The following is a 12,332-nucleotide window of genomic DNA, read 5'->3' on the forward strand; positions in this document are numbered from 1 at the left end:
AAAATCACCTATACTCCGATTTTTGTTTTCCATGCAGAATAACCTGCATTCGTCAAAGCGTTGAAAACTTTATCTTGAAGTTCTTTTCCTGGGGTTAGAGCATTAATATTTCCTCCTCGCCCAGTCCCTGTAACTTTTGCCCCAAAAGCACCCGCATCGCGAGCAATTTTTACCATTTTATCTAAAACCTCATTTGATACAGTTAATTGTTGAAGGAGCTTATGGTTTTCATTCATTAACTTCCCAACAGTTTTAAGATCCATCTCCTCTAATGCTTTTCGAGCCTCAACAATTAATTTCTTATATTCGGTGATAATCCCATTAAACCATTCAGGGTTTTCCTCTTTTTTCTTACGAACATCAGCTACCACCACACTGGTGTTTGCAGTCATTCCAGAACTGGCTATTACCATTTCCACAGGTTTAGCTAGTTTAATTGTTTCCATTGTGTTGGATTCGCCTTCTAAATTCTTAACAAAATAGACCAATCCTCCAAAGGTAGAAGCTGTGTTATCAATTCCACTAGGTGTTCCATGGTAACCTTTTTCACCCTCATATGCTGCTTCATTAATCTTAGGATTTTCCCATCCCATTTTAAGTTCATCATTAATTGCTCGAGCTAAAGCTACACAACTAGCTGCAGAAGCCCCAACACCACTTGCACAAACTAAGTCTCCTCCAAGAGTAATGTTTACATGGTTTTTTTCTATATCCAACCCCATATAATCAAATACATTTTTGATAGAGACTTTTTGTTCATTATATTTTTTTTCTTTATAGCCTGGTACCTCTGGCCTATTATCGGATAATTCATAACCGCTACCTCTTGTTATTTTGATTTCTGCCAAAGTAGAATCGCCTATTGCCGAAGCCATAGCTGGTAGACCATAAACTACAAAATGTTCCCCGAATAGAATAGTTTTTCCAAATCCAGATCCTTTTCCCATTACTATTTTCTCCAAAATTTTTTCCATTCAGTATAATGGATTTATTAATACTTTTAACTTCTTTTTACTTTGAAGTCTATAAATCTTCTACTGGAAGACAAAGATCTCTGATTTCCTGATTCGCTAGCTAATCAGGTCTGATTTAGAAATAAAGCCCATTAAAATAATACAATATTAAATTAAAGTGATTTAAACAATAATAAAATTGATTAAAGCTAAATAAAGTTAAAATTTTTCCCAAATTCATTAATTTAAAACTAATTTATGATATTTCATACACTACAAGAAATTCTGACAATATTATATGAATAATAAAAAGAATATTGGAATTGATAAAATATGAAAACACTAAATGATATGTCTCTTGAGAATAAAGTTTGTTTAACTAGGGTGGACTTTAATAGTCCTCTCGATGATAAGAAGGAGTTACTAGATATAACTAGAATTAAAGCACACGCTGTAACTATTAAGTATATTGCAGATCATAAGGGGAAAGTTGTCATTATAGCACATCAAGGCAGATTAGGAAGTTCAGATTTTTGTACAATGAAACCTCATGCAAAAGCTCTCCAAGAGATACTTGGTTCTAAGTATTCAGTTAATTATATAGATAAAACACATGGATCTGAGGTAGAAGAACGTATTTTAAGGATGAAAGCAGGAGAGATTCTTATTCTAGAAAACGTCCGTACTTTAAAGAGTGAAACCGAGGATAAATCTCCAGAAGAACATTCTAAAAGTGAATATGTTAAAAGCTTAGCTAAAGTAGGAGACATATTCATAAATGATGCTTTTTCAGCAGCTCACCGTTCTCACGCAAGTCTAGTAGGATTCACTCCTCTTATGCCTTCTGTTGCAGGACACATCATGGCGGATGAAGTTAAAAACCTCCAGAGAGTAATTGATAATCCGAAAAAGCCGTGCGTCTTCATCTTAGGAGGTATAAAACCTGAAGATAGTTTTAAAGTTGCAAAATATGTTTTAAAAAATGATATTGCGACTTCTGTGCTTACCGGTGGTACTATTTCCCAAATTGTGATGATAGCCAAAGGGTTTGACTTGGGTAAACCTTCGATGGATTTTTTAATGAAAAAAGATTTGTTAAAATTTGTCGAGCCAGCAAAAGAATTGATTCGACAATACAAAAACAGATTGATAGCAAATTCCGACTTTGCTGTAAATGAGAATGGTCGAAGGGTGTATTCTATTAAGGAGTTACCATTAAAATCTCCTATCCTTGATATTGGTAATGAAACTATTCAAGATTTCTCTAAAATTATTGAGAATTCAGCTACATGTGTACTAAATGGTCCAATGGGAAAATTCGAGGAAAAAGGATTTGAAATCGGAACAATAGAGATATTCAAAGCGATGGAAAGATCTAAAGGATTTTCTCTTGCTGGTGGAGGACATAGTGTATCAGTAATTGAGAAAAATAATATTAAATTATCTTATGTGAGTACAGCTGGAGGTGCAATGATAAGTTTTCTCATGGGAGAACCATTACCAGCAATTTTAGCCTTATCGAACTAGTTAAAAAGTAATTTCCAAGAATTTTATAATATTGAATATAGAACTTAATGACAAAGAAATAAAAACAACTAATGAATTATTCACATAGAGTTACCAATACTATGGTGAAATTAATATGGCTGATCCAAAAGAGATTGAACAACTTCGTGAAGATTTAGAGCTTGTAACGAAAACCGCTAAGGTTCTTGCAACAAAACTAGAAAAGATAGCTCAGAATATTGATCAAATTTTCTCCACTTTAGATACTTTATCAACTCTTTCAAGTACTCAAACATCTATACCACCTCCAAAAGCCACAAAACCATCACCAACATCACAACCTACACCTCGTCCAAAACCACAACCATCCGCTACCGTTGATTTTCAAGCAGGAACTGATTCAAAAGCAACACGTTTACTTGATGATTTTTTATCAAAGTTACAAGTCCTTAATACAGGATCAGATATTTCAGAAGCCCTTTCTGGACTGAGAGATCAAGTCATGCAAGCTTCTTCAAAGGGTTTTCATCCAGCTTTTCATGAAATGGGGCGATATGCTAATCAGTTAAAAAATCAAGATATAATTCCTCCTGAAGAGAAAGAAGCTCTCATTGAAAAGGTTTATGATTGGAAAACACGACTAGTTGACTAAAATTCTTTCTAAAATCAGAAAATGGATTTTTTTCAGCCAGATCTAATATGTGATCCACATTTATTACAAAAGATTGCGTTTTGAGGGATTGAAGTCCCACAAGAAGGACATTTTTGGCGTGATAGAAAACTTTTACCTTGATTGAAGAATTTTTCTTTCTCTTGATCATTGCTTGATCTAAAAGCAGAATCACTAAACGGTGAAAATTTGGATAAAGGGGATTCTTTTGTTGTATCGATAGGAGGAGATCGAAAAATTGAATCCATTGAGGAAGTAGTTGAAGTTGTCTGATTTTCTATCCTTCTTGTAAGTTCATCAATACGAGTAGTTATTTGAGACATGAAAGGCATAAAAGGACAGTTATTTAAAATATTTCCACTGTTTTCATTCTGCGTAAGAGTCTGTTCTGGAGAAAAGGACTTGAATCCGATTTTTAATCCATCAGGATTTTCAGTAATAGCTATCCCTTGTTCTAATAGTCCACGAATGATTTCCTTTGCAGAATAAGCCCGACCTCGTATAATTATCTGTCCAGAAATATGGTCGAAACTACTATTCATGCGTACAATGAACCCCTGTAAAATATTGCTCTTTTCACTTCCACTTTGGGTATTACCCGAAAGTAAGAATCTACACTTAAAGGATAATCCCCTAGAATTATAAGAAACGTAATACGTAGATGTTATTTCTATAGGATAACTAAGAAGCTACTGTCTAATTAATTAGAGTATATTTCTATCTATTCTTAATACTCAATGCAATCTTTTTAATACGATTCATTTTTAGGAGATCTTATAAAGCTGTAATGTAGGGTATGTTCTAGTGTGTATCTAGTAAAGTTATCATTTTGAGGTGAAAAAATGCCAGCTGCATTTGTATTAGTCAATGCTGAAATTGGAAGCGAGGACGAAGTCCTTGAAGACTTGAAGAGCACTAAAGGTGTTGTTGGTGCTTGGATAGTTTATGGTGTTTACGACATTGTAGCAAAAATTGAAGCAGATACAATGGATGAACTTAAGGAAATCATTACTACCAATATCCGCGGACTAGAAAATGTCCGTTCAACCTTAACCATGATTGTTGTTGAAGGAGCAACCGAATAACCTCGTTTTTGGCTGGGATAACCGAAATAACAGATGATTATTGGCTCTCAGTCTTTAGTCTCCTTTATTTTTTTAATTGTTACACATAAATGTATCCGCTAATCAGTTGAAAATCATTTACAATGTCAATAAACTAGTTTAGCTAGATGAATTATCAAGATCGATCTTTTTAGATATATGTGATTCGTGTTTGACAATGAAAGAAATAATTAGGGGCGTATTGTGGTTACTTGGCACGGGATATGACTGTAATGCATACATTATTGAATCTGAGGGAAGTAACATTTTAATTGATTCAGGAATGGGTGATAAAATTATCCATGGGTTTGGAATAGAGGTAAAAAGCCTTCCACTTTTAAAAAAAGTGATTCAAGAAAGAAATATCAGTCGAGTGGTTCTTACACATGGCCATATAGATCATGTCGGAGGAATTATGGCACTTCAGTCTGAATTTGATCTCGAAATTATCACGAGCGATAGCGAAGCCAAATTTTTATCACAGGGTAAGGATTCGTATATTGATCCAATTCTTGGATCTTCTTGCAACTCTGTTATAATTTCGAAAACTGTAAAAGAAAGTGATATCATCAAGATAGGTAAATTCATGTTTAAGGTACTCTTAACACCTGGTCATACTGCGGGATCTATCTGTCTCTGGGATGACGCTCAAAAAATTTTAATTTCAGGGGATACAGTTTTTCCTCAGGGATCTTTTGGTAGAACTGATCTTCCATCTGGAAATAGTACTCAGCTAATTTTATCCTTAGAACGGTTAGCTAAACTCAAAGTAAATGTTTTATTACCTGGTCACATGTCTCCTCAAATTTCAGGTAGTAGCGATAGTATTTCTAATTCGATTCAGGAATCCTATAGATCTGCTAAAATTATGCTATCTTATTTTTGATATAATATTTTTACAAGTTTCTTCAATCGAATTAATATCATTATTTACCTCGATTATAGGAATATTTGGAAATAACTCAACAGCATCATAATATAGAATGTTCATTATTTCTACTTCAATATTAGACTCAATTTTGGCCTTTTTATACCCACGTTTAGCTAATCTTAGTCTTAAAATATCAATCTTACAATGTAGTATAATTATATAATTAAAATAGTTTTCTAAAGCTAAGATATCTCCTGATAAACATATTTTATCAGAATTTTTGATAATTGAGTTTAGAATTGGTATTAACAACTCATCATCAATTATTAAAGATTCTCTATCAATATCATAACCTAAAAAAGCTTTTTTTTCAAGAATGATTTCATTAACCTCAATATATTCCAAATTTAAAAGTTTTGATAATCTTTTAGCCACACTGGTTTTCCCTGTCCCAGAAGCTCCTGTAATGTAAAGTTTTAATGAAGTTTCATTAAATGTCAATACTAGTCAGTCCAGTGATCAATTTTCTTTAGTTTTATAATCATTATTTATTCTTGGTTTTATAGTTAATATCATTGATTTTAAGGTAAGAAACGTGGAATCAATAATCTCATTAATTGCAGAAAAACCATCTATTGCTAGGGCAATTGTACGTGCCTTTTCAATTGTATACAAATTAAAATTTAAAGGTGTTAAAGGCAAAACCCGGTATAATTATCGTTATGAGTGCTCTTTAGAAGAACATAAAATTGCATTTAAGATCAAAAATAATGATTATAGACTCCAAAAAGGAGATCGAATCATCATTTCTAGTGTTACCGGTCACATTCTGAATTATGATTATCCTCCTCCTTATGATAAAGAAACGAATTGGCAGAATACTGACCCTTTAGATATTGTAGATCTAGAACCTATTGAAATTCCTATTCGAGATGAATTAGCTGAGCATATTCGAGATATAGGAAAGGAGTCTAATCTAATTATAATTGCAACAGATTGGGATGGCCATGGGGAATCAATTGGACGACAGATCCTTGATATAGCAATTAGAGTAAATAATAAAATCCAACATGGAAGAATGCATTTTACAAGCACTAATCCAAGAATTTTAACACAAGCATTTGAAAACCAAACCACCCTTGATTGGGATTGGATTGCCCAAGTAGATTCTCTTAGAAAACAAGATTTACGAATGGGTTCTAGCCTTACACGATTTCTAACGGTTGGAGTGCAAGAAAGAGGAGTTCATAATAAAATGATCTCTTATGGACCGTGTCAAACTAGTGTATTATGGCTAATAACAAATAGATATCTTGAAAATCAACGTTTCATTCCTGAGAAGTTTTGGAAGATATCCTTAAAAATTTCAACAAAGGATGGTCCTTTATTTTTCGACTGGAAGGAAAATCCATCAACAAATGAAACTGAGGTTGATTCTCTTATCCAAGCATTAAAAACACAAGGATTAAAAGGAATAATATCTGATTATAATGAAGAATTTGGAACGATAAAACGACCGATTCCATTAGATACTGATACTCTTGAAGCGGAGTGCTCTTATTTTTTTAAAATCAGTCCTAAACTAGTTTCTGATATTTCTGAAAAACTTTATAATAATGGATTCATAACATATCCTCGAACGGAAAGCTCTTTTTATCTTGAGAAGGATTTAACAAACTTAGCTGAAAAATTCCTAAACCATGAAGATTTTGGAGAAGTTGCTCAAGAATGTATTCGATTAGGAGGGGTATTAGATCCAAGTAAAGGACGATTCACGAAAGATCATGAACCAATTAAACCTGTAAAGTCAGCCATCCTTTCGGATATCCAAAAAATTTTTGAAAAAACTCCAAGATTAATTAATAACGCATGGCGAATATATCAATATATCGTATGGCGTTTTTTAGCCACAATTCATTTAGATGCAAAAACAATCACCCAGTATATTATATTGAGGGCCATTGATGAAAATTTTATTTTAGAAGGAAGGAGAATTACAGATCAAGGATTTCTTAGTTTCTACACCTTTAGAACTGTTAATGAAAAGATATTTCCTGAATTAAAAAAAGGAACTTCATGGGTTATTGAACCTAATAAACATCAAGGGTTCACAATTCCACCCCCATTATGGACTGAATCGCAATTAATCAGAAAAATGGCTGAATTGAATTTAGGAACAGATGCTACACGTTCTTCACATATTGATACAGTTCAAAAGCGTCATTATACAGCTCTTAGAGGATCAAGACGAATCCTTGTTCCAACATCCTTAGGGACTGCATTATACTACATTCTATGTGAAAATGCCAAAGAACTAATTTTGCCAGAAATTCGTGGAAAGGTTGAATCATGGACTCAACAGATTCGTGATCATAAAAAAACAGCTGATGATGTTGATAAATTAGTGATTGAACTAACTTCTAGGGGGATTCAGAGAATGAAAGCCAACCAAGAAGAAATATTTAGAACTTTAATTGAAAGTATCAAAGAAATGACAGGATTAGGACAGATCTTTGGAACTTGCCCAGATTGTGATGGAAATTTGATATTACAAACAGGTAAGGAATCCTCTAGATTTTTAAGGTGCACAAATCCATTATGCAAAACAATTTTTCCTTTACCGAAGAAAGGAGATCTTATTTTGTTAGAAAATGAATCTTGCTTAATTTGTGATAGTGTACCATTATTAATTTCTTCAAATAAACATAATTGGATCATGTGTCCTATTTGTTGGACAAGAGAAGCATCAGATGATAAACCATGGTTTTGTAGCGATTGTAATAGACAAGAATGTCCGTTTTCAGGATCTTGGGTACCTCTAAAGAGTCAACAATTATTAGGACATTGTACTGATTGTGGAGGTAAAGTTTATATGAAATTCGACGATATTCGTACCCAAATTCATTGTGAGAAATGCGAAAGAGTTTGGAAAGGCCCTAATTTGCGTTCAGGAACTACAATTACTTCTAGTACTCCATGTACAAGATGTAACCAAAATACACTCCTTGTTGTTAAACGTGGACGAAAACCATATCGTCTTTGTGTCTTTTGTTCGTTATTTTTCTCTACGACTCAAGAAAAATAAACAAAAATATGATTAATTATAATTGAGACTATTTTTAAGTTAATCAAAAGGTAAATTTACTTTTTGATTTGAATTCAAAGCAGAATGATTTTAGAAATTATAGTGTTTCCACAATTTTATAAACTGAATAACATTAAATAATATCTAGAGTAAATAAGAAGATAATTAGAGCCGTTTCGATTTATACTTCTAATAATCTAATAAAGTTCGTTATAATCCTAATAAGAAAATTAAACTTTTGAAATCCAATCTTTATATATACGACGGTGGTTGCATATGAGTTCAAATGAAAAATTAAGTGGGCGAGACCCCGCTCCTTCCATCATTAGGTACTTAGTTATTGTTAGTGCATTTACAGCATTTTTAACTGGAATTGCTTTTATTCCTGCCATAGCAGGGTCTAGCTCTCAAGAAGGCGATTTTTACAGTCGAGCAATCCCCAGTTTCTTCTTAATTGGATGTCTAACTTTATTTGAATGGTTTATCCTTCGATACTCTCGGAAAATCATTGGACCCTATGGAATTGCATTAGGAATAGAATTCTTTAAATCAATAATGTTTAACATGGGAGCCTCGGTTTATCTTCAAACTGTAAGCGGAGCTTCTTCCACAACTTTTTTAATTCACCAACTTACCTCAATGATAACAATCTTTCTTCTAGCTTTAACCAAAATAGCACGAACACAGATAGAAGCCCTTGCGAAGAAAGATCTGAGTCGAAATTTATTGAATCTCCTTCCTACACTGTTGGTGGTTATGTTATTTCTAAGTACTTATATTACTGAAATCTCTGGACTTGGAACACCACGACAGCGAAGTAATTTTAATCCTTATACTGAACAAGATATCAATTGGTCAATGTTTAATACACCAACCTGGGATGCAACTTATCTACTAGAAAATCTTCTGGATCAATTCACAGCGGGACTAAGTGCTCCAGACACTCCTTTATTTAACGTAACCAGTGATGATCCAGTTGATCCTCAAGATCCTATTGTATACTGGCGTTTAGGTAGTTTATCTCAATATGAATATACTGATAAAGCTCCATATACCACTGATTGGAATCCAACTGATACAATAAAACGAATAATCTCCCCTTCACCAGTTGGAACGCCATATTCCACTTTAGTTCCATCTGCAGAACGGACAGCACGCTTTACAGTGCGTTTGCCATTGGATCACAATTCCTCAACTCCTGATTTTAGTGTACATCCAAATTTTCAGAATTTCCTTCCTACAACATGGAATGGGGAATACGGATCATTTATTGATGCTAATACATTTGAACTTTATGATAGTGTTGGAAATCCTCTTACAGTCATAACAAGACGTTCAAGAGAGATTGTCCCCTCAGCCTTCGCCACAGATATGCGTGGTATAGATGGTTATATTCAAGTAAGTGAAACTGCTCTAGAAGAGGGGCACTTTGATTATACCATGGATTATATGGCTCCTGATATTCAAACAACAGCTGCATTTTCTCTCTCTACCGATGCATATAATACAATTTTTGATCCCACTACATGGGCTAGTGTTCAAAATCTTTACATACAATTCCCTGATTTACCTTCAACCATCTATGTTGGAGGGGAAACACGTCCTTCTCAACCTACTGATAACTATTCGAATTGGGCTCCCACAGTTTCTCAACTAGCAAGAGACTGGGCACAACCAAGTCAAACAGTTTTTGGCCAAGCATATTATGTGATGCAACAACTTGGAAATGATTCAAAATTCCCTTTTGATGAAAGCATGTGGTTGGGAGAACAAGTTGTTGGACAACAAATGGCCCACCCCACAGAATATGAGGATTTTAATGAATGGTTTGTCAATCGAGAAGAAGGTGGAGTTTCTCTCCATTTTGCCTCTACTTACACGATGATTATGAGGTTACAGAATATCCCTAGCAGAGTAGTGATAGGTTATATTGGAGGGAATGATTCTGTTATTTACAGTCCATGGAGAGTAATTACTTCTCGCTTCCTTCATGCCTGGTCTGAAGTATTAGTCCCTATCGATCCCAATCCTCTCCTCCCTGGGGATGAATATGTTGAATGGGTAAGTTTTGACCCCCTTCTTATTTATTTAGCAAATCAATATGGCATTGATATCCCCCCAGATATAGTTCCACCATCTGGAGATGAGCAAACTCTCTTTATCAGATCGGATTATGATCTGGAAACAAAAGGAATATTTCAGGCACTTCAAGATCATCAATCAAATCCGTTGGATCCAATAATCGGACGAGTAACTGTAAATGATGGATTATTAGGAGACGGGGGATCAATTTCAAGTGGTACTACCATCACTCTTCGCACCCGTCTAATTAAAGTTCCTTCCCTCACCACTTGGTTACCTTATAGCGGAGCAAATATTACATTCTTTGTAGGAACTCAAGATGAAAATGCAAGTATCGAGGGAATTGTTCAGAACGGGCTTTTTCTTGGATATAAGCTGACTACCGGAGATGGAAGGGGAGAACATACATTCGTTACGAATGTTGCAGTTCATGGGATCCGAACTGTGAATTTCTATGCGATCTTTGAAATCTCTCCTGGTAATTATCGACTGGCACAATCTTGGACTTATAATCTTACTTTTTAGTAAATAAAACATTGTTTTATGGGGAAAGAAAGGAGTTTTCTTTCCCAAAATTTCAAATCTTTATGAATTATTCACAGATATCTAACTTCACCTTAATCATAAATAGATATAAATAAGCAAAAAAATTATCTTCAGCACCAGTTTAGTTCATATTCCTATCTCCCTCTTTTGATGAGGGAGTGGGAATGGAGTATCTAGAACGGAGAATGAATGAATATGTCAAAAGATAAAATTTACGGATATGGAATCTTCTTTTTAACAATTATATTTCTAATATTATATACCCTTTTCCTCCCAGTTCAGCAGTATTTTGGTTTAAATGATGGTGATCTACTTTATGACCTAGTAAACTCATTAAATCTTCTAAATACGACTCCATTGGATGCTATTTTATGGCCAGTCTATTTAGCAACGTTGATGATCGGATTTATAATAGCCTGGATCGGTATAACCATGGCTACCACTCCCCCTCCTGAACCTATCGATTTAGATGATCTTAATCTTGATGAAGAAGATCTTGAAGAAAATTCTTAATTAATTCACTAATTAATTATTTTCTCCTTTTTTTAAAAAAGGGTATTTTTAGCTCCTAGTCAATTTTATTTTGTTTAGATGCGAATTCATCTATCAGGGGGAAGGCCTATTAGATTATCTAAAAAGTTGGGAAAATATATAGCAAAGAAAAATAATAAAACTATAATTAAACCTGTACTGATTAATTGTTTATCGAAAAATAGTTTTTCGGCTTTTCTACAAATTTCTCCTTTATTTGAGACCAGAAATAGGTACCGAAATAGAGTGAAGGTAAACAATGGTAAGGAAAGGATGATAAATACTGTTTCGTTTGCGTGTCTTTCATTCAAATATATAAAGATTGCCAATAACTCTACAGCAATTACGGTAGCTAAGCTTTGATCAATTAGATCTTCTGTATATAATTTAAATACTCGTTTATGTTCTTTGGCGTTTTCTCCAAGGACAGTCATATCTCCTTTACGTTTTGCTAATGCTAAGAGCATAGCTGATGTAAAACATAAAGTTATTAACCAAGGGGAAATAGTAACTGAAATTAGAACGACGCCAGCCACAGCTCGCCAAACATAATTTACGGAAATAGTAATAATATCAACAAAAACATAATCTCTCAAAAAGAAAGAATAAAGTTGACTAGTAATGAATAAAGCTCCTAAGATTAAAATAAAGGCTATTTTAGAATCAACAGTTACTTGAGCTGATTCATAATCACCTTCTTCAGATATTCTTGAAAATAAATAGATAGGATCATATGTTTCGGGTATGAAAACGACTAATAAAGTCGTTGATGCTAATATTACTATCATTAGTAAAAGTCCCATTTGAATAGTGATAACTCCAGAAGGAAAAGGTCTATTTTTTTTGTCGGGATGGGATTTATCCTTCTCACGATCTTTAAAGTCATTGACAATATAATTTAATGATGAGATTAAACAGAGGGCTATAAAACCGATTAGAACAGGAATCCAAGTGTCAATTCGGAAAATATTACGAGAGAAAAACA

The 12,332-nt window shown here is 33.8% G+C and carries 11 protein-coding genes; 7 read left to right on the forward strand and 4 right to left on the reverse strand.

Translation table 11 applies throughout. The features are described from left to right. Positions 1-8: 8 nt before the first annotated feature. On the reverse strand, positions 9-947 hold the full coding sequence (gene mvk / locus ACWVCY_RS10000) for a mevalonate kinase (RefSeq protein ID WP_455142595.1): 939 nt from the start codon (positions 945-947) through the stop codon (positions 9-11). Positions 948-1,286: 339 nt separating this feature from the next. On the opposite strand from mvk, the gene ACWVCY_RS10005 reads away from it, so the two are divergent. Next, positions 1,287-2,480, forward strand: coding sequence for a phosphoglycerate kinase (locus tag ACWVCY_RS10005; RefSeq protein ID WP_455142597.1), 1,194 nt, complete (start codon positions 1,287-1,289; stop codon positions 2,478-2,480). 115 nt (positions 2,481-2,595) lie between these two features. Then, positions 2,596-3,111 (forward strand): hypothetical protein, encoded by a 516-nt coding sequence (locus tag ACWVCY_RS10010; RefSeq protein ID WP_455142599.1) that lies wholly within the window; start codon positions 2,596-2,598, stop codon positions 3,109-3,111. A 32-nt stretch (positions 3,112-3,143) separates the two neighbouring features. Here the strand turns inward: ACWVCY_RS10010 and ACWVCY_RS10015 are convergent, their stop codons facing one another. Next, on the reverse strand, positions 3,144-3,671 hold the full coding sequence (locus tag ACWVCY_RS10015; RefSeq protein ID WP_455142601.1) for a zinc ribbon domain-containing protein: 528 nt from the start codon (positions 3,669-3,671) through the stop codon (positions 3,144-3,146). A 300-nt stretch (positions 3,672-3,971) separates the two neighbouring features. Between ACWVCY_RS10015 and ACWVCY_RS10020 the strand changes: the two genes are divergently transcribed. Both ACWVCY_RS10020 and ACWVCY_RS10025 read left to right on the forward strand, forming a co-directional pair. Then, on the forward strand, positions 3,972-4,214 hold the full coding sequence (locus ACWVCY_RS10020) for an Lrp/AsnC family transcriptional regulator (RefSeq protein WP_455142603.1): 243 nt from the start codon (positions 3,972-3,974) through the stop codon (positions 4,212-4,214). A 196-nt stretch (positions 4,215-4,410) separates the two neighbouring features. Beyond that, a complete protein-coding gene (locus ACWVCY_RS10025) occupies positions 4,411-5,118 on the forward strand; it encodes an MBL fold metallo-hydrolase (protein ID WP_455142615.1) in 708 nt (235 codons plus the stop codon). Here the strand turns inward: ACWVCY_RS10025 and ACWVCY_RS10030 are convergent. After that, positions 5,104-5,604: an AAA family ATPase gene (locus ACWVCY_RS10030; RefSeq protein WP_455142605.1), complete on the reverse strand. Its 501-nt coding sequence runs from the start codon at positions 5,602-5,604 to the stop codon at positions 5,104-5,106. The genes ACWVCY_RS10025 and ACWVCY_RS10030 overlap by 15 nt on opposite strands. A 94-nt stretch (positions 5,605-5,698) precedes the next feature. Here ACWVCY_RS10030 and ACWVCY_RS10035 point away from each other — a divergent pair, with 94 nt between their 5' ends. The 3 genes from ACWVCY_RS10035 (at position 5,699) to ACWVCY_RS10045 (ending at position 11,329) form a co-directional block, all read left to right on the forward strand. Continuing rightward, positions 5,699-8,188, forward strand: coding sequence for a DNA topoisomerase (locus tag ACWVCY_RS10035; RefSeq protein ID WP_455142607.1), 2,490 nt, complete (start codon positions 5,699-5,701; stop codon positions 8,186-8,188). 276 nt (positions 8,189-8,464) lie between these two features. Further along, complete coding sequence (locus ACWVCY_RS10040) at positions 8,465-10,795, forward strand: transglutaminase-like domain-containing protein (protein WP_455142609.1); 2,331 nt, start codon at positions 8,465-8,467, stop codon at positions 10,793-10,795. A gap of 216 nt (positions 10,796-11,011) precedes the next feature. Continuing rightward, positions 11,012-11,329, forward strand: a complete 318-nt coding sequence (locus ACWVCY_RS10045; RefSeq protein WP_455142611.1) for a hypothetical protein — start codon at positions 11,012-11,014, stop codon at positions 11,327-11,329. An 86-nt stretch (positions 11,330-11,415) separates the two neighbouring features. On the opposite strand, the gene ACWVCY_RS10050 is transcribed toward ACWVCY_RS10045, so the two are convergent. Continuing rightward, positions 11,416-12,332 (reverse strand): UbiA prenyltransferase family protein (locus tag ACWVCY_RS10050; protein WP_455142613.1); only part of this gene is annotated, 917 nt, incomplete at its 5' end.

The organism is Candidatus Hodarchaeum mangrovi, assembly GCF_975850365.1.

Bases quoted from the DNA above. Each gene is read 5' to 3' on its own strand.
- mvk (WP_455142595.1), bottom strand. From the start codon at position 947: ATGGGAAAAGGATCTGGATTTGGAAAAACTATTCTATTCGGGGAACAT.
- ACWVCY_RS10005 (WP_455142597.1), top strand. From the start codon at position 1,287: ATGAAAACACTAAATGATATGTCTCTTGAGAATAAAGTTTGTTTAACT.
- ACWVCY_RS10010 (WP_455142599.1), top strand. From the start codon at position 2,596: ATGGCTGATCCAAAAGAGATTGAACAACTTCGTGAAGATTTAGAGCTT.
- ACWVCY_RS10015 (WP_455142601.1), bottom strand. From the start codon at position 3,671: ATGAATAGTAGTTTCGACCATATTTCTGGACAGATAATTATACGAGGT.
- ACWVCY_RS10020 (WP_455142603.1), top strand. From the start codon at position 3,972: ATGCCAGCTGCATTTGTATTAGTCAATGCTGAAATTGGAAGCGAGGAC.
- ACWVCY_RS10025 (WP_455142615.1), top strand. From the start codon at position 4,411: ATGAAAGAAATAATTAGGGGCGTATTGTGGTTACTTGGCACGGGATAT.
- ACWVCY_RS10040 (WP_455142609.1), top strand. From the start codon at position 8,465: ATGAGTTCAAATGAAAAATTAAGTGGGCGAGACCCCGCTCCTTCCATC.
- ACWVCY_RS10045 (WP_455142611.1), top strand. From the start codon at position 11,012: ATGTCAAAAGATAAAATTTACGGATATGGAATCTTCTTTTTAACAATT.